The sequence below is a fragment of the Myroides odoratimimus genome (assembly GCF_038039805.1).
Taxonomy (GTDB): Bacteria; Bacteroidota; Bacteroidia; order Flavobacteriales; family Flavobacteriaceae; genus Flavobacterium; species Flavobacterium odoratimimum_B.
Map to the genome: position 1 here is coordinate 333100 of NZ_JBBPHK010000002.1, position 19462 is coordinate 352561.

Annotated in this window: 14 protein-coding genes; 10 read left to right on the forward strand and 4 right to left on the reverse strand. The window is 33.8% G+C overall.

What is annotated here, in order from left to right:
• Positions 1-24: 24 nt before the first annotated feature.
• The 5 genes from AABL85_RS03345 (at position 25) to AABL85_RS03365 (ending at position 9198) form a co-directional block, all read left to right on the forward strand.
• Positions 25-5796, forward strand: a complete 5772-nt coding sequence (locus AABL85_RS03345; protein WP_341309211.1) for a DUF3320 domain-containing protein — start codon at positions 25-27, stop codon at positions 5794-5796.
• A gap of 109 nt (positions 5797-5905) precedes the next feature.
• Positions 5906-6364, forward strand: coding sequence for a thioredoxin-dependent thiol peroxidase (gene bcp, locus AABL85_RS03350; RefSeq protein ID WP_341309212.1), 459 nt, complete (start codon positions 5906-5908; stop codon positions 6362-6364).
• A 198-nt stretch (positions 6365-6562) separates the two neighbouring features.
• The gene (locus AABL85_RS03355) at positions 6563-7543 is read left to right on the forward strand and encodes a DUF2157 domain-containing protein (RefSeq protein WP_341309213.1); all 981 of its coding nucleotides are present in this window, start codon (positions 6563-6565) and stop codon (positions 7541-7543) included.
• Entirely contained in the window at positions 7533-8603 is a 1071-nt protein-coding gene (locus AABL85_RS03360; protein ID WP_341309214.1) for a DUF4401 domain-containing protein, read from the forward strand. The genes AABL85_RS03355 and AABL85_RS03360 overlap by 11 nt, the downstream gene beginning before the upstream one ends.
• Positions 8593-9198: a GDYXXLXY domain-containing protein gene (locus tag AABL85_RS03365; protein ID WP_341309215.1), complete on the forward strand. Its 606-nt coding sequence runs from the start codon at positions 8593-8595 to the stop codon at positions 9196-9198. The genes AABL85_RS03360 and AABL85_RS03365 overlap by 11 nt, the downstream gene beginning before the upstream one ends.
• Before the next feature lie 84 nt (positions 9199-9282).
• Here AABL85_RS03365 and AABL85_RS03370 read toward each other — a convergent pair whose 3' ends face one another.
• Entirely contained in the window at positions 9283-10047 is a 765-nt protein-coding gene (locus tag AABL85_RS03370; RefSeq protein WP_341309216.1) for a class I SAM-dependent methyltransferase, read from the reverse strand.
• An 853-nt stretch (positions 10048-10900) separates the two neighbouring features.
• On the opposite strand from AABL85_RS03370, the gene AABL85_RS03375 reads away from it, so the two are divergent.
• Together AABL85_RS03375 and rocD are read left to right on the forward strand one after the other, a co-directional pair.
• A complete protein-coding gene (locus tag AABL85_RS03375; protein ID WP_341309217.1) occupies positions 10901-12499 on the forward strand; it encodes an ABC-F family ATP-binding cassette domain-containing protein in 1599 nt (532 codons plus the stop codon).
• Between the two features lie 140 nt (positions 12500-12639).
• Entirely contained in the window at positions 12640-13881 is a 1242-nt protein-coding gene (gene rocD / locus AABL85_RS03380) for an ornithine--oxo-acid transaminase (protein ID WP_286420138.1), read from the forward strand.
• Between the two features lie 130 nt (positions 13882-14011).
• Here the strand turns inward: rocD and AABL85_RS03385 are convergent, their stop codons facing one another.
• Positions 14012-14299, reverse strand: a complete 288-nt coding sequence (locus tag AABL85_RS03385; RefSeq protein WP_006258901.1) for a hypothetical protein — start codon at positions 14297-14299, stop codon at positions 14012-14014.
• Positions 14300-14324: 25 nt separating this feature from the next.
• Positions 14325-15344 (reverse strand): M28 family metallopeptidase, encoded by a 1020-nt coding sequence (locus tag AABL85_RS03390; protein WP_341309218.1) that lies wholly within the window; start codon positions 15342-15344, stop codon positions 14325-14327.
• Between the two features lie 218 nt (positions 15345-15562).
• Between AABL85_RS03390 and AABL85_RS03395 the strand changes: the two genes are divergently transcribed.
• Both AABL85_RS03395 and fsa read left to right on the forward strand, forming a co-directional pair.
• On the forward strand, positions 15563-16375 hold the full coding sequence (locus tag AABL85_RS03395) for an SDR family oxidoreductase (RefSeq protein ID WP_286395297.1): 813 nt from the start codon (positions 15563-15565) through the stop codon (positions 16373-16375).
• A 144-nt stretch (positions 16376-16519) separates the two neighbouring features.
• Positions 16520-17176, forward strand: coding sequence for a fructose-6-phosphate aldolase (gene fsa / locus AABL85_RS03400; RefSeq protein ID WP_006258898.1), 657 nt, complete (start codon positions 16520-16522; stop codon positions 17174-17176).
• Between the two features lie 95 nt (positions 17177-17271).
• Here fsa and AABL85_RS03405 read toward each other — a convergent pair whose 3' ends face one another.
• The gene (locus AABL85_RS03405) at positions 17272-17655 is read right to left on the reverse strand and encodes a hypothetical protein (RefSeq protein WP_341309219.1); all 384 of its coding nucleotides are present in this window, start codon (positions 17653-17655) and stop codon (positions 17272-17274) included.
• Positions 17656-17869: 214 nt separating this feature from the next.
• On the opposite strand from AABL85_RS03405, the gene AABL85_RS03410 reads away from it, so the two are divergent.
• A complete protein-coding gene (locus AABL85_RS03410) occupies positions 17870-19333 on the forward strand; it encodes a hypothetical protein (RefSeq protein ID WP_341309220.1) in 1464 nt (487 codons plus the stop codon).
• Positions 19334-19462: the final 129 nt, after the last annotated feature.

Consider the following 19462-nt stretch of genomic DNA (forward strand, 5'->3'; position numbering starts at 1 on the left):
TGGATAACGAAATTGACAGTTGTTGTGAAAAATAAGATTGATATTCTTTATTTAGGACAACATAATTGTGATGCTATGGAACAAAATAAAAGTATTAAACTCTCAATACAGAAGTACGATTATTTTAATTATACTTTTTGTATTCAAAAATATCATTTCATACAGCGTATCTTGATTGATAATCAACAAGAAAGTTACGAAGGTGTTAGATTGGTTATTTCTTCACAACTAGGCTTTTTTGAAGATAATATAACCAATATAGATAGATTAGAAAATAATAGTGCTTATACTATTACTAAATTTGACTTTAAGTACAATTTACATTTTATACGAAATGTAGTAGAGAAAGATATAGATACTATTCAGATAACACTATTATCTGAGGAAGGCGTAATCACAGAAACTTCGTTTACAATAGAAGTATTGCCTATAGATTATTTTGGAGGAACTAGTGTTTTTCCTCAATTATTGACTTCGTATATACTCTCTAATCACGATGTGATATATCCTATTAAGACGAATGCGATTCGTATTCTAGAGAGTAACAATCTTAAACCTTCTTTTGAAGGGTATCAATCTGGTAATCGTGAGCGCGTACTACAGATGGTGTCTGCGATGTATAGATCTATACAGAGTATGGACTTAGTGTATAGTGCATTGCCTCCTAGTTATGAACAGACAGGACAGCGTATTCGATTATTAGATCAAGTTATTGATACCAAGTTTGGTAATTGTATGGATATTACCTTACTGTTTGCAGCTTGCCTAGAAGCTATAGATTTACATCCTATCTTAGTGCTTACTCGAGGACATATTTTTGTTGGAGTGTGGTTAGTGGAGGATAGGTTTGACAGTATGGTTAATTATGACCAAGCAGCTATTACGAAACGTACTGCAGCTAACATTAGTGAATTAATCGTTATAGAATCTACTATGATGTGTAAAGGGGGAACCTATACACTGAAGGAAGCAATAGCGTCTGCTGAGATGCAATTGTTGCAAAGTTCTGATTTCTTACTGTCTATTGATGTTAAAACATCTCGTATTAATAATGTACTACCATTACCGATATATCGTAAAAAAGATGGAGAGATTGAGATAGATGCTAAATTTGAAGTAAGTAAGATTAAAGATAGTATAGATAAGACTTTTGAACAAACACATGTCTTTAATGACTTAGAATTAGGTGTGGGACAAGAGTTGTCTAAACAACGTATATGGGAGAGAAAGCTACTTGATCTATCTCTTCGTAATAATCTATTAAATACTAGATTTACCAAGAGTATACTACAGCTTATAGATGTCAATGTTAGTTCATTAGAAGATTTATTAGCAGAAGGTAAAACTTATACAATACAAGGGAGTAAAGAACAAGAAATATTAAGTAGATACAACCTTTATTTTCTACCATTACACCCATCTCAGCACTTATTTGAGTTAGTACAAGAAGAGTTTAAAAATAATAGATTATACAGTTATTACAATGAATATGATCTAGATAATGTACTGGTTCATTTACATCGAAATGCGAAGTTAGCTGAAGAAGAGAATGGAAAGAGTACGCTGTATCTAGGATTAGGATTACTAAAATGGTATGAGTCAAAATCAGATGATACAGTTAGATATGCACCTATTTTATTAGTTCCTGTAGAATTAAATAGAAGATCGATTAACTCAAAGTTTGTACTTAGAGGTAGGGATGAGGAGACAATGATTAATATAACTCTGTTAGAATACTTAAGACAAGAGTTTAAGTTAGACATGTCCGCTTTAGAAGACCTACCTATGGATGATGCAGGTGTAGATGTACCAAAGGTATTAGCTTTAGTTAGAAAGACGATATTAGATCTGAAAGGATGGGATGTATTGGATCAGGTGATTTTAGGAACTTTCTCATTTAATAAACTGATTCTATGGCAAGACATTTCGAAGTATGCAGATGAATTACAAAAGAGTACTATTGTAAAGAGTTTGCTTACAGGTGCTCTTACAGAACCTTTAGGTAGTCTGAGTAGTAATGACGAAGAATTAGAACAGCTTTCTGCGACAGAATTGACATTGCCTATTTCGACTGATAACTCTCAGTTAGAAGCAGTGAGAAATGCTCATGCCAATAATAGTTTTGTGTTACACGGTCCTCCAGGAACAGGTAAGTCTCAGACAATTACTAATATTATTGCAGATGCATTAGCAAACGGGAAGAAAGTATTATTTGTAGCTGCTAAGAAGGCAGCACTAGATGTAGTACATCATCGATTAGAAAAGATAGGGTTAGGCCCATTCTGTCTAGAGTTACATTCCAATAAAACACGTAAATCAGATGTATTAGCTCAATTTGAAGCTACATTAGACGTTCCGAATTATCAAAGTAATTATGATTATAAGGAGGCCTCTAATCGAATAGATGAACGTAAAGCAGAGATTAGAAAATATGTAACTCAACTACATCAACGCTTTAATATTGGATGGACACTTTATGATAGTATTGCTTATCTAGAATTAAATCAGGTGACTTTAGACAATGATTTACTGGTAGATATAGACATAAATGAAATATCTCATTCTACTTATTTGAAGTGGAAAGATTGGGGTATTCAGATAGCTTCATTGTGTCAGCGTATAGATAATCCTATTGAGCATCCTCTTCGTTCTTTAAATATCACAGAGCATAAGTACGATATTCACACTACTGTTAAGGAGGTTCTATCGGATTATAAGTATGTCGCTAGAGAATACGAACAGCTCAGTGCAGAGTATAACTTTAAGCTGTTATCAGATAAAAAAATAGATGTTAATGGCTTACAGATCCTATTTGAGTTATTAGCTAAAAGTAATTTATCCTATGAATTAATAGATTTATATTTTGATGCTAATCAGTTTTCTCTATTACATAAGTGGATTGAATTACAACAGAAAAAGGATCGCATAGAAGATAGTCTTAGTCAGCATTTCAATAAAAAGATATTGGATGTTGATTTGTCTATTTATGAGCAAGAATGGAATAAAGCTAAGCATCTTTGGTTCTTACCGAAATGGTTTAAACAAAGAAAAGTCAAATCCTTCCTTAATGGATATGCAAAAACGAAAGTAAAGTCTGAAGTAGAAGTTGATCAGCTATTCGGATTAGTAGAAGACTTTAAAACAGTTAAGCAGCAATGTGAAAACGCCAATTATAAGGATATTAATAGGCTGAACTCTGTTTATTATACAAATAACCGTTTAGATATTGACGCTATTTATACAGAGATAGAGAACTTAAGTGGTATTTCTAAACTCGCTCAACAGAATGGTTTGTCTGGAATAGATAGATGGTTATTAGGTTTTTATAGAAATCAAAATACAAGAAGGGGAATCGCTGAGATTACAACTTTCTTAAAGACGTTTATAGTAAAATATCAAAGTGTACAAGCGTTCTCTACACTAGTACCGTCTAGTGATGAAATAGAAGGTATTTTAGCTAACTTGGACAAACTTGGAGATTGGATTAATTACAATGTATATAAAGAGGAAGGAATAAAGCTTGGGCTGACTTGGTTTATTGACCTTATTGAACGAGGGAGAATAAATAAGAATAACCTTGATGGTGATTTAGAAAGGATATTACATATTAATCTGTTTGTCAAGGTAGTTAGTGGTTCATTTGCGCTTAGTGGCTTTGATGCAAAGATTTATGAAACTTTAATTAAGCAATATCAAGATATTCATAACGAGTATACTGAACTAAATAAGAGCCAATTGATTCTAAAGTTGAGTACACGTATACCTAGATCTTCAACAGAGTTTATACAAAGTTCTGAATTGGGAATGCTTAAACGCGCTATTCGTAGTAGAGGGAGAGGGATGAGTCTTAGGAAGCTGTTTGATCAGATGCCTAATCTGTTGCCCCGTCTAAAGCCCTGCATGTTGATGAGTCCTATTTCGGTAGCACAGTATTTTAATGTTAGTACAGAGCATTTTGATTTAGTTATTTTTGACGAAGCTTCTCAGTTGCCTACAGCAGAGGCTATTAGTGCCTTAGCTAGAGCTAAGCAGGCTATTATCGTAGGAGACCCTAAGCAGATGCCACCTACCAGCTTCTTTAGTGCTAATAAGATAGATGAGGATAACTTAGAGTTAGAAGACCTAGAGAGTATCCTAGATGATTGTTTAGCGCTATCATTACCATCTAAGTATTTATTGAGACATTATAGAAGTAAGCACGAGAGTTTGATATCATTCAGTAATGCTAATTTTTATGATAACAAATTACTAACTTTCCCATCTAGAGATGACTTGGATAAGAAAGTTACGTTTGAGTATATTGCCAATGGAGTGTATGAAAAAGGAAAATCTAGAACGAATAAGAAAGAAGCTGAAGCGATCATTCAATACATAGAATTACACTATGAACAGGCCAATCCTAAAACATTAGGAGTAGTTACATTCAGTCAGACTCAACAGACCTTAATAGAGGATATGTTAGCTAAGATGCTAGCTAGTAATCCAATGGTAGAGGAGAAGATGCTAGGTGCTTCAGAACAGTTGTTTATTAAGAATCTAGAGAATGTACAAGGAGATGAACGAGATATCATACTATTCTCTATAGGTTATGGGCCTGATGAAGAAGGTAAAGTATCTATGAATTTCGGTCCTTTAAATAGAGATGGAGGATGGAGACGTCTTAATGTAGCTGTAACAAGAGCTAGATATGAGATGAAAATATTCTCTTCTATAAAAGGTGATCAGATTGACTTAAGGCGTACTAATTCTGAAGGGGTTAAGGGCTTAAAAGGTTTCTTAGATTTTGCAGAGAAGGGATATGTAAATATAGTGGACAATGAAGATGTTAGAAAGAATGATAGACTAATAGAATCTATAGCACAATATTTAAACGAAAATGGGTTTGATGTCAAAACGAATATTGGAACGTCAAGTTATCGCCTAGACATAGGTGTTGTAGATAAGAATAATCCGAATGAATATGTATTAGGGATTTTAATAGACGGAGTGAATTACTATAATGTAAAGACTACTAATGATCGAGAACTGTTAATTCCTAACGTATTAAAAGGCTTAGGATGGGATATTTATCGTATATGGACATTAGATTGGTTTAAGAATAAAGAACAGATTCTAGAAGATCTAAAGAAGAGGGTAGAAGACATTTATAATAACGTCAAGAGAGAAGAAAAAGGAATTAATCCAAGTGATTTTATTCATAAACACTTAATAGAAGTTAGTGATAAAAACGTTGAATCTAAGCAAAAGCCTTATCAGGCAGCTGTAGTTACTAAAGTGGTTTCTGAAGATGGAGAGGATATCTATACTCAAGCTAATAAGAATCTGATACAGAATCAAATGTATGATATCATTGAAGTAGAAGGTCCTATTAGTCAAAGTTATCTATTTAAAAAAGTGATGAGTATTTGGAATATCTCTAGAACTAGTACGAAACTCCAAGTTTATCTGACAGAATTAGTTAATACTATACCTAACTGTACTAGTGTGAATTCTTACCAAGAGTTCTATTGGAATTCAAATTTATATAAAGTAGGGTTGACTCATTATAGAGATAATTCTGTAGAAAAGAGAAATATAGAAGACATCTGTCCAGAGGAGATAGAGCTAGCAGTTATAGAGTTATTAATGGCTAATTTTAGTGTTCCTCATGATGACTTAACCAAAGCAATAGGGAAGGTTTTTGACTTTAGTAAATTAGGAAGTCAGATGGACTTAGTGATCCAACATGTGATTCAGAAGATGATCGTAGAGGACAAGATTATTAATCAATTTGGTAAAATAATATTAAAGGAGTAAGGCTCTGAGATAGGTTAAACAAATTATTAAATAGAGAGACTTTATAGATAAACCTTGATAGTTCTTATAAAATCTGCTATTTTTACTTAGAATTTAAAAAAGAAAGAGGATGAAGACATTAGAAGTAGGACAGAAGGCTCCAGAATTTAAAGCCTTAGACCAAGCAGGAAATACACATCAGTTAAGTGATTATAAAGGAAAAAAATTAGTGGTATTCTTTTACCCAAAAGCTAGTACTCCAGGATGTACATGGGAAGCGTGTAACTTACGTGATAACTATGCCGAATTAAAAGCAAAGGGTTTTGAATTACTAGGTGTTAGCGCGGATTCAGCAGCGAGACAACAGAAGTTTATAGAGAAGAATAATTTGCCTTTTCCATTATTAGCAGATGAGGAGAAAGAAGTGTTAAACGCTTTCGGAGTATGGGGACCTAAGAAATTTATGGGACGTACGTATGACGGTATTCATAGAATGACGTTTGTAATTAATGAAGAGGGAATTATATCTGATGTAATTACTAAAGTAAAAACAAAAGATCACGCAGATCAGATATTAGAGACAGTATAAGTTTGTAATAGATAATTATTGGATAGACAGTATTTAATGCTCGATTAGATACTGTCTTTTTTTGTTTGTGACTTAGAATATGATGTGCTAGCATCTCCCTTTTTTCAGCTAATCTATGAGCAGTATAGGGTGTATTCTAAGGTGAAGTAATACAAGTTTCAATAAATTGTATTACGTTTGATAAAAGAAAAAAGGGGTATGAAAGAAAAAATAGACAAAGGAGATTTGTATCTTCTAAAAGAGCATAGTTCCCTCACTGATTCTCAATTAGGAGAACTATTAGAGGAGAGGAGTTATGCCAATATCACAGATTGGCAGAAGTTTGTCAAGTATTTGACACTTGCCTTAGGAGCAGGTTTTTTACTATCAGGTATAGTATTTTTCTTTGCCTATAATTGGGCAGACCTACATAAAAACATCAAGTTTTTACTTGTATTCACTCTTTTAACTGTCAGTGTTATAGGAGCTGTGTACCCTAAATTGAATGCTGTGGTAAGACAGGTTAGCTTGTTAAGTGCGAGTATATTAGTAGGGGTGTTATTTGCTGTATATGGTCAAGTGTATCAGACAGGAGCTAATGCTTATGATCTCTTCTTTATGTGGGTATTAGCCATTACAGCATGGACCGTATTGAGCAGATTCTCTCCTCAGTGGTTATTTTATGCTGTGCTAGCTAACACAACTTTGATTCTTTATTTCTTACAAGTAACGAGTGATGATCTATTGTTCTATAGTGGATTGTTTCTTTTACTATTGAATGTAGTATTATATTTAGCACCTATATATTTAGCTAAAAAAACGAATTATAAATTGGATAGATATTATACGGGACTACTTTCTTTAGCCTGTTTTTCAGTTGCAACTAGTGGTATTATTACTTTTATTTTTGTAAGTACAGACCGCTATATTAAAGCTGATTTAACAGGGTTATATATGCTAGTAATAGCTTCTGTCACTTGGTTTATTGGAAGTTTCTTATGGAGTAGAAAAGCTAAGGATTTATTGTTGTATAGTTATTTTTTACTTTCTGTATTTGCTATTGTATTTGCTTTAATTATCAAGATTGCTGATATCAATGAGGCTTCGTTATTATTATATGCATTGTACTGTATAGGTGGAACTTTTGGAATTGTGAAGTTGATTATAAACCAGAAAAAAGTGTGGAGCAATGAACAGTAATCAATTTAAAGATATAGTTACTTCTTTAATCCAAAAAGGAGTAGAAGTAGAGCAAGATGCCCTACAAGTGGCACAAAGCAAATTAGTACTTAAGTCAATCATAATTAGAGTAATATCAGTAATAGGAAGTCTTATAGGTTTAGGACTATTTATGGGGTTTATTGCTTTGATATCAAGTGATTTGTTTTCTAATAATACTTTTTTAAGTATTATGGGATTATTGTTTTTAGGAGGCTCATTTGCATTAAATAAAAGTAAAGACAGCGCTGTAACAGATAGTATTGCTGTTTCTTTATTTATCATAGGATATGCTTTTTTAGTCTTTGGACTAGCAGAAGCTACAGATTTAGCAGGTCTGATTATGTTAATTACTGGCGGAATCACATTGCTACTTTATAATAATCAAATTATAGCATTTTTGAGTAGTTTATGTGTATTAGTCTCTATTCACGTAATATTATTTCAATTAGAAATAGAAACTTTCTATCATATTTATTTAGCTATTGTACTACTGTTCACTGTTTATTTATTTTGGCAAGAACAACGATTAAGAACAATAAATAAACTGATAAGAGACAGATATTTAGCTGTTTTTACTGCTTCTTTTTGCTATACACTTGTAATGGGGATTATTGCTTCTACTATGAAGTATGGTTATTATTATTTTAGTGAATATAGAGGAGTTCACCTTTTTTTAGTTATTACCATATTAGCTTTAGTAGTAGCAACGGTTTATTTAGTACTAAATAAAATGAAAGTAACTCAAGTCAGCATTAAAGTGATGGCTTATGGCTTAGTCCTTATCTTTAATGTACTAATAGCATTTAATTATCCAGCATTTGGTATTGCATTTTTATTGATGCTTTGGAGCTTTAAAAGACAGTATAAGGTTGGTTTTGCTTTAAGTATTGCAACTCTAATTTGGGCAATGGGCATGTTTTATTATGACTTAGGCATCTCTTTATTAGAGAAATCTCTATCTATGATGGGCATAGGCGTATTATTCTTGGGTATCTATTATTTAATTCAAAAAGGTGAGGGACAGACAAATGAAAAATAAGAAAAACATAATTATTATAGTTGTATTTGTACTTATTGGGATATTCTTTGTAAAAGCAGTATTACAAAAGGAAAAGACAATAAAAGAAGGACAATTCGTATTGTTAGAATTAGCTCCTGTAGATCCTAGATCCTTAATGCAAGGAGATTATATGAGTCTTAACTATGCGATATCAACTAGACCAAGTGTTTTTGATCAAAGTATCATAGATTCAATAACGCCTGTTAGCGAGAATGAGATCCTTACAACTACAGAAGAAGAATTATCAGCTAGAGCTGTGAATGATATAGAGGAGGTTGTAGAAAAGAGTAAACTGAATAAGCGTGGATATGTCTTACTGTCTTTAGATAAGAATAATGTAGGGAGTCTGGTGAAGATGATCAATGAAATGGGAGAGAAGAAAGCTAATCAAGTTTACATCAAATACTTTAATTATGAAGGCTGGAGATTTAATATTGGGGCAGAGAGTTTCTTCTTTCAAGAGGGGGATGCAGAGAAGTATGAACAAGCTAAATACGGTGGACTACGCGTAGATGAAGAAGGAAATAGCGTTTTGGTAGGGATGTATGATCAAGACCGCAAGCTAATTAATTAGGAATTTAAAATTAAGAATTATTTGCCTATGGCATTTATAACAAACAGGGAGCTTATCATCATGATAAGCTCCCTGTTTGTTTACTTATTTTGCTTCGAAAGTTAGCGTATGTGTTTCTTCTGAAAATTCTTCTAAGTAACCATAATTACTACTGATGGTAATCTTTGTAAAACCAACAGCTCTTAAGGCTAGTTCAAATTCTTTTACTCCCCAGAAGCGAAGAGAGAACAGATCTATCTCAGAGTTAATTAATCCCTTTTCATTGTCCCAATGCTCATACCTCAATTGAGATATAGTAGTTTGCTTAAGATAAGATGTTTCTACTCTAGATTCTGTCAGTGTAAGCATTCCATTATCTACATTCCACTGTCTAGCTAGCATAGGAGCTTCTGATAACGAAGATAAAGGAGATAAGTCTATGATTAATCGACCACCTTCTTTTAGAGCTGATTTAAAGCGTTTTAATACTTCAATAGCCTCATCAGTATCCGTAATAAGCTGAAATGACCCTGCAGGGATTATAATTGCTTCATAAGGGGTAGTAGAGGTGAAGGTATTAAACATTTCTTGTCTAAAGATACCATCGAGACTTCTTTGTTTACATTCTTGCTTACAGTAAGAAAGCATTTCTGCCGAAGCGTCAAATCCTTCTATTTTTAACCCTTTTTCTAATAGAGGGATTAGTATTCTCCCATTACCACATGCAGGCTCTAGGATTACTCCTTCTATGTTTTTTAATCTTTCACTATAGTATTCAACATCTCCAAAGGATCTTCCAATAGGTTTATCGATGTGATACACCCATGAGGCCAATGACCCATATCTATTTGTTAATTCTTTATTACTCATATTTTTTTGATTATAGGACTGTAAACATAAAATAAAAAAGCGTTTAATCTGATTTTGATTAAACAAAAAATAGTTTTGTTCTGACTTGCTAGAGGATTGCTTGAGGTGTTCTTGCACCTTTCTTGGAGAAAACCACCTTCTAGACTAGCAAAGCCCTAGAAAACCCCTAGTAATCCTCTAAGAAGTGCAAGCTTTAAACCCAGATTAAGCGATAGACACATAAACGAAAAGTAATTATACAAAATAGCTCTGAATTTAAGAAAAAAGCATACTGTAGTATGGATTTAGAAGAAATGAAAGAGATATGAAGTAGAATTGCTTTGCAGTATTTGGCTAATGCTTAATCTGAGTTAAAACAACATCAGTGTATAATCATGTACATAGTCTTTATAATCAAACAGCCGTTTTTAATAAAAATATCGTTCAAATAATTGTTTAAAACCAAAAGTAGATATACATTTGTATCAGTATTAACGAATAATAGTCTAAATGTACACAGCTAAGTAAAGATTGGTTATATATAACCAATAGATAAAAGGACAAACTTCAGTCCGACGAGTGGTTATCATCTTTATAAATTGACAACAGCCTTGTGTTGTCATAATACTTAGTATCGTGTAAATACATATTTTTTGACCGTGAGGAGTGGTGTACGGGCCACGTATGGATTATTCACATCAGTAAACCTAGAATCAGCATCAATCAAATACGACAAAACAAATCTACTTCATAGTTCTTTCATTAGTTTTAAAATCATACTATAGTATGCTTGTATCGCTAATTCAGACCTATTTTGTATACTTACTTTTTGCCTATTTGTCTATCACTTATTCTGGGGTAAAATTAGAAGACTATGAGCATAGTTATATCAAATTTATCTTATTATCACGCAGATAAGACACCTTTATTTACGAATATCAGCTTATCTATTCATGCTGGAGAGAAGGTTAGTATCATCGGTCAAAATGGTACTGGCAAAACAACTCTTCTTAAACTAATCGCTAGGGAATTAGAACTAGTAGAACCGGCTATTCATATTAATGGAACAGTATTCTACTTGCCACAAAATAAACAATTAGTCGAATCTCACACTATTTATGAAGCAGTAGGGGTAGCTGATAAGGTTAGGGCACTCCGTGCTATACTAGCCGGTTCGGTAGAAGAACAGGATTATGAAGTACTTAATGATCAATGGGACATAGAAGAACAGATCGCTAAGGTATTAGCGTATTGGGGATTAGAGACGATATCACCAGATACGACAATGGATTGTCTGAGTGGAGGACAGCAGACCAAGGTTCTCTTTGCGAAGATGATGCTAAGTCAGGCAGATACACTGTTATTAGATGAACCTACTAACCACTTAGATTTAGAAACCAAGGAATTATTCTATGAGTATATACAAGAGTTTAAAGGTACTATCGTTATTGTCAGTCATGATAGGGTATTACTTGAGTTAATGCCTATTACTTTTGAGCTAACACCTAATGGTGTATTTAAGTATGGAGGGAATTACAGCCTATACAAAGAACAAAAAGAACTGCGTCTACAAGGTATCCAGAGTAAAGTAGATCATCTCTCTAAAGAAATGAAAGATGCTAAGAAGGCGGATATTAAACGTACAGAGCAAATAAGTAAAGATAAGGCTCAGAACAAAAAAGCAGAGAAAAAAGCAGGTCTCCCAAAGATTGTTATTAATGCGATGCGCAATAAAACAGAGAACAGCGTAGCTAAGCTACAGGATGTTCATCAGCAAAAGAAAGAGGGAATACAATCTGAATTAATAGAATTAAGAACCCAATTAGAACGAGATAAACTGTTTGCTATTCGTTTTCCCCAATCTACTTTACACAAAGGGAAGTTGTTATGGGAAGCTAAAGAAATTAACTATCGTTATTCTCCTGCATTTGCCCCAATATTTAAGACGAATCTTGACTTTAAAATCATGAGCGGAGATAGAATCTTGCTCAAAGGAAAGAATGGTTCTGGTAAGTCTACATTGTTTAAACTGTTACAGGGAATTTATCTACCTACTACGGGAGAATTATACTGTGCAGATGCTAAGGTTGTCTATTTGGATCAATTTTATTCTTTACTAGATCATAGTTTAACGCCTATAGATCAGTTAGAACTGGCTAATAAAGGGAAACACTCTCTGGCGGATCTTCGCAATCTATTATTTCAGTATGGAATAGGAGTAGCCTTATGGACGAATAAGATAAGTACATTTAGTGGTGGAGAGAAACTGAAGTTAGTGTTGTGTTATCTGACCATTTTAGCTTCAGAAATAGATGTGTTACTATTAGATGAACCTACGAATAACTTAGATATTATTAGTATTGAGAGTTTAACTAAAGCTTTAAGCGAGTTTAATGGAACCTTAGTAGTTGTTAGTCATGATGAGAGTTTTATTAAGGAATTGGGAATAGTAGACGTGATAAATTTAAATTAAGTCAAAAGTAAAGCTTGTTTTTGACTTAATTCTAACAAATATTAATTTTAGATTTCACTAAAAAAGATTTAAATTGCGAGAACAAAAACAATACAAAAACAATACAAAAACAATACAAAAACAATACAAAAACAATTATAATGTCGAACAAAATGACTTCAGCTCATGCTATTGAGCTAGAAAATAAATACGGAGCACATAATTATCACCCACTACCTGTAGTATTATCTAAAGGAGAAGGAGTATATGTATGGGACGTAGAAGGTAAGAAATATTATGATTTCTTATCAGCATATTCTGCTGTAAACCAAGGACACTGCCACCCAGCTATCGTTAAAGCCATCGCTGATCAAGCGGGTACACTAGCATTGACTTCTAGAGCATTCTACAATGATAAATTAGGATTATACGAAGAGAAAATTACTAAGCTTTTTGGTTTTGATAAAGTTCTTCCTATGAACTCTGGAGCAGAAGCTGTAGAGACTGCTTTAAAAATCTGTAGAAAATGGGCTTATGAAGTAAAAGGTATTGCTGAGAATCAAGCGAAAATCATCGTATGTGAGAACAACTTCCACGGAAGAACGACTACGATTATTTCTTTCTCTAACGATCCTGATGCACGTAAAAACTACGGACCTTACACAGACGGATTTATCCGTGTAGCTTATAATGATGTAGAGGCTTTAAAAGCAGCTTTAGAAGCTAACAAAGGAACTATTGCTGGTTTCTTAGTGGAGCCTATTCAAGGTGAGGCTGGTGTTTATGTACCAGACGCAGGTTATTTAACTGCTGCTAAAGCGTTATGTGAAGAGCACAATGCTTTATTTATTGCAGACGAAGTACAGACAGGTATCGCTCGTACAGGTAAAATGTTAGCTATCGATCACGAAAATATCAAAGCCGATATCATTGTATTAGGTAAAGCATTATCAGGAGGAGCATATCCTATCTCTGCTGTGTTAGCAAATGACGAGATCATGAATGTAATCAAACCTGGTCAGCACGGTTCTACTTTTGGAGGTAACCCTACTGCTGCTGCTGTAGCTATGGCTGCTTTAGATGTAGTATTAGACGAGAAATTAGCAGATAACGCTGAGAAACTTGGACAATTATTCAGAGCAGAGCTAAACAAGTATATTGCTACTAGTAATATCTGTACTTTAGTACGTGGTAAAGGTTTATTAAATGCTATTATCATCAACGATACAGAAGAAAGTGATACAGCTTGGAACATCTGTCTTAAATTAAGAGACAACGGATTATTAGCAAAACCAACGCATGGCAACATTATCCGTTTCGCTCCACCATTAGTAATGAACGAAGAGCAGTTATTAGACTGTGTAAATATCATTACTAAAACATTAAAAGAATTCGAAAGATAGAATATCTCATTTATAAATATAAAAGCTCACGTTAATTCGTGGGCTTTTTTTGTTGTTGAGAACAATAGATTCTCCGATGTGATTTCTAAGTAGATAAGTATGAAAATGTCTGCCCATAAAGGCAGACATTTTACCTTAACACAAAGATCAAAAAGAAGTTAATAACTAAACACTTTAAGGATAGGAAGGTAAAGGATTGTATTGAGAACTTTCTATTAATCATGGTTGCTACTACTAAGACTGGTAGGATAAATAAGGCGTATAGCATCGGGGTATATGCTTCTTCATAGATCCATTGAAAGGTCTCAGAAGTATTTGTTCCGATAACGTATAAGCCACGCATGATCCATAGAATCAGATTAATGGTGCACAATAGAAATAAACTTATATCTATAGTTTTGATCCAAATCATTTTCATATCTAAAAGAGGTTTAGCGTTATATTTAGTCTAAACGAGGTTTGTGCTCTGCATTTAGAATAGTCCACGCTGTAGCAAAAGCTAATTGTGTGCGTTTTTTCATTAATTCAAACTCTATTTTGTCATAGGTATCCGTCGGTTGATGATAGTCAGCATGTGTTCCATTAAAGTAGAACATAGCAGGGATATTTTTCTCAGCAAAACTATAGTGGTCTGATCTATAGTATATTTGCTCTGGGTGTTGAGGATCGTTATAAGTATAGTCTAAATCAAGGTTGACAGATAGCTTATTCGCTCTTTCTGAAATGTCGTGTAAATCCTGACTTAATCTATCTGCCCCTACTACATAGATATAATCTCCCTCTTTTTTATACTTATCACTTTTTCTACCTATCATATCGATATTGATATTTGCAATCGTATTCTCTAGTGGAAGAATGGGATGCTGAGCATAGTATTTAGAGCCAAAGAGCCCAAACTCTTCTCCTGTAACGTGTAAGAATAACACAGAGCGCTTCGGTCTAATGCCTTGGCTTTCTAGAGATTTAAATACTCTCGCTAGTTCCATGACAGCTACTGTGCCTGAGCCATTGTCATCAGCACCATAGTATATCTGGTCAAGTAATATCCCCATGTGGTCATAGTGTGCAGAAATTACTAATACTTCTTCAGGCTTTTCACTTCCTTCTATAAAAGCCATAATATTTTCACTATCCTTTAGTTTCATTTGCGCTCTTCTCATGAATTTGGCAGGTACGTGCTGTAAGTAGCCTTCTGGTGATACAGCAGGGGGAGTGATATTTCTCTTTTTATAAAAGTCAACGATGTATTCTGTAGCCTTCTTTTGTCCTGGCTCACCAGTTCTTCTACCTTCTAATTCGTCTGAGGCCATAACCTTTAGGTTCACAGCCATCGAATCAGCAGATATTTGTTTCCAATAATCAGTTTGTACTGTAGTGGGATTACTTGGAGTAATTGTTGTCTTACAACCAGTAATCGAAAGACCTAAAGCGATAAGTCCTAAGGCTATTTTGTAATTATTCATGGTGAGTGTAAATGTGTTTGGGGTAAAGATAATGAAGAAAGGGGAATGAACAATGAGGAATAATCAGTAGGGGCAATCCGTAACAAATAACAAAATGACAAATACTCAAAGTCGGGTAGAGTTTGCCTAGAGTGAGATAACAAAATCACGAAACCACAAAAAAGAAAACTTCATTCTACATTGAATATTTTTATCTTTGTTCTAAATCAAAAAAAACAATGAGTAAAATCGTTTTTATTACAGGAGGTTCTTCTGGTATAGGTAGAAGTGTAGGGGAGTATCTAACACTACAGGGGTGTAAAGTATATGGTACGAGTAGAAATCCTGAGAGAGTGGTAGATTCTAAGATTCCTTTAGTGTGTCTAGATGTTCGCGATACAGCGAGTATTCAGGCTGCTATTCAGGAAGTTATCGATATAGAAGGGAAAATAGATGTATTAATCAATAATGCTGGAGTAGGAATTACGGGGCCAATAGAAGAAATCCCAGCAGAGCATATTCTCAATAATTTCCAAACAAATGTATTTGGACCTATCGAAGTAATGAAGGCAGTACTACCTCATATGCGTAGTAGAAAAGAGGGGTTAATCATTAATGTTACTTCTATAGCAGGATATATGGGATTGCCTTTTAGAGGAATCTACTCTTCATCTAAAGGAGCGTTAGAGCTAATTACAGAGGCTCTGCGAATGGAGTTAAAGCCTTTTAATGTAGAAGTGACTAATGTAGCACCTGGTGATTTTGCAACTAATATAGCTGCAGGACGTTATCATGCGCCTGTGCTAGAGGACTCTGCTTATAGAGAAGTATATCAGATGTCATTAGACATGATGGATGAGCATGTGGATAGTGGTGGGGACCCAATAGAAATGGCAAAGGCAATTCACAAAGTAATTAATACGGCTAAACCAAAAGTAAGGTATAAAGTAGGAGAGCCTTTACAGAAATTCTCATTGATTCTAAAAAAGATACTACCAGGTAAGGTTTATGAGAAGATGCTAATGAATCACTATAAGATTAAGGGGGAATAAAGGAGTTCTTATTACTATTTGGCACTCAACGGATAGAGATGATAGACATAAGTATTGTGATAAAAACTCTTTATAAATCATCGTTTAAAGCAATTTATATTGTACTTTTGGGCTACAACATAACATAATATAATAATATAGATTATGAAGTTTTTTATTGACACAGCTAATTTGGATCAAATTAGAGAAGCTGAGGCACTGGGGGTATTAGATGGTGTTACCACTAACCCTTCTTTAATGGCTAAAGAAGGAATCACAGGAGCTGAAAACATTTTAAATCACTACAAAGCTATCTGTGAGATAGTAGAAGGTGATGTAAGTGCAGAGGTTATTTCTGTAGATTACGAAGGGATGATAAAAGAAGGTGAGCAACTAGCTGCACTTAACCCTCAGATCGTAGTAAAATTACCAATGACTAAAGAAGGAGTAAAAGCATGTAAATACTTTTCTTCTAAAGGAATCAAAACTAATGTAACATTAGTATTCTCTGCTGGACAAGCTTTATTAGCTGCTAAGGCGGGTGCTACTTATGTATCTCCATTCATTGGAAGATTAGATGATATCTCTACTGATGGTCTAACATTAATCGAAGATATCCGTCTTATCTATGATAACTATGGATTTGAAACTCAAATCTTAGCTGCGTCTGTACGCCATACTATGCACATCGTAAACTGTGCTAAGTTAGGTGCGGATGTAATGACAGGACCTTTAAGTGCTATCACAGGTCTTTTAAAACACCCATTAACTGATAATGGATTAGCTCAGTTCTTAGCTGACTACGCTAAAGGAAATAAATAAGAAGAAAATTCTTATACACATATTACAAACTACAAACAAAGAAAAAGGCTACTGTAAGGTAGCCTTTTTTTGATACGTATTTAATTCTATTCTTTCTAATTAAAGTACTTATCTAACTGAGATACAGGACTTGTAATAAATTCTTCGAAAGTACATAGAACTGTAAGTTCTTGGTGTTCTAAATCATAACAAGCTATTTTCTTAGCCTTTGGATTCCAAACAATAATAGTATCTGTGTAATCTCCAGTTTCTTTAGAAATGCGAAGTAGCTTCTGTCGTCCAAATTTGAACGGAACTGTCTCAAGTAAGGTAAAGAATTCAAGATACTCAAAGTCTGAATCAGGTAAGTCAATGCGCAAATTGTCTCCTTGTAAGAACTCTAAAAGGACTTTAGGTAGCTTATAGGCTTTTAACTCATCGAATTTATTGCTTAGATTGTGGAAATCTGCTGGTTCTATAGACTTAAAGTAGTCTGCCATTTTACAATCTCCTTTAAACTTATCATAACTTGGTTTATTTTGATCGTTAAAAGTAGGTATTATTCATTTTAAAAGTATTGTTTTTGTTTTAGATAAATAATGTAAGAGTTAGAATTATCAGTGAGCTAGTCTACTAACATCCCCACTAATAGGGATTGACTCCTTTTGGTTATCTCTTTAATATTGTTACTTACCAAATACAAAAATGTAAAGTATGAAAGTAGCAGTGTTAAGTACCCTTTTGATATTGATCTCTATCATAACTTATGCTCAATTGAAAAAAGACAAATCCTCTTTAAATATGCCTCAAGTAGAACCTACTCAACTTATTCCGTTTTTAACTAAGCAAAATGACTTTATCTATGTAAATAGGGATAATTTAAAGCCTTTTAATGGGATAAGGTATAAAAGCGCATCTGCTTATACTTCGACAGGTTATGCGATGGTTATAAATAATAAGGGAGTTTCTGTTGTTATAGATACCAATGGAAAAGAAGTACTTGAAGTAGGAGAGAGTGAGATAGAGATAGAAGTGGTGAATGGATTGACTTTCTATAAGAAAAGTAGAGAATACGAGAGAAAGATGCTTATCTGGAAATGGGAGTGGAATATCTTAGGAGGAGCTATTAAAAAAGAACAAACCTATCATAGCATTGAGATTGGTGTGATTGAAACCAAGCAGGTCTTACTGCAAAAAGAAGTCCCTTATTTAGAAGATAGTTACACTCTAAACCCTGAAGCAGTAGACGACCAACATATTTATTGGAATGAGACACTTTATGCAATTAAGAATCAATATCTAAAGAAAAAGGAGTCTGATATTATCACAACCTTAGGCAATAAGCGATTTGTAAAGGGATTTAAAGACTCTTTTTCTATTTATGATGTACAGCAGAAGGAAGCAATACATCAGGGCTTAGAAGGTGTTAATACACTTACTATAAAGTATGGTAATGAAGACCTTATACTTGATCAGTTGATGCAAGAACGATTTGAACCAATCGTTCCTAAGTTGTTAAAAGATAGAAATACAGGAAGTGTCTATCCATATCCTCAGTATGACAAGGCTTTTCCTAAAGAGATTAAAACAGCAACAGCTGAGCAAGCAGCCTTTATAAAGAATGCCTCTTTGATTTATTCTATTGCTAATTCTCCTTATTTTTTAATAGGTGTTTTTAACTATGATCACGATATTTGGGCTTATGATTGGCTTTATCTAGATATAAATGGTCAGGTGGTAGAACAGTTTGATTTGGATAGTTTTAAGGTGTCAGATCAAATAGGGAGGCTTGTATGGCCTTCTAAAGAAATGGTTATACCTCATCAGAAAGTTACCTCTGTAAAGTATTATACCGATAGTGATGAATTGTATCTTGTCAACATAGAGGGCAAAGAAGGTGAAAGTAAGTATGGGGTCTGGGATAGAAAAGCTCAACTATGGAGTATAGAACCTGAGTACACTTCTATACTTGCTTTGGATATTTCGAAAGGGATTTATGCTTTGCAGAACGAGAAAGATAAGAATTATACACTTTACAATCAGATAAAGGAGGAGAAGCTAGGTGTGAAGGCTTATCAATACATTGATTCAGATGGTTTAGTTCAAGTAAAACTTGAAGATAAAATAGTTAGTTATTATATCGATATTTATACTGGTAGAGCGTATTTAGAACAATAAAGAGATGAAAGAGAATAGTCAGTTGGTTAGTGACGTTGACTGACTGAAATTAATAGCTTTGAATGGTAAAGGGTATAGAGTAGATGTACTCGATCATCAAAGGAATAGGTTTATATCTAAGTTCTCTTT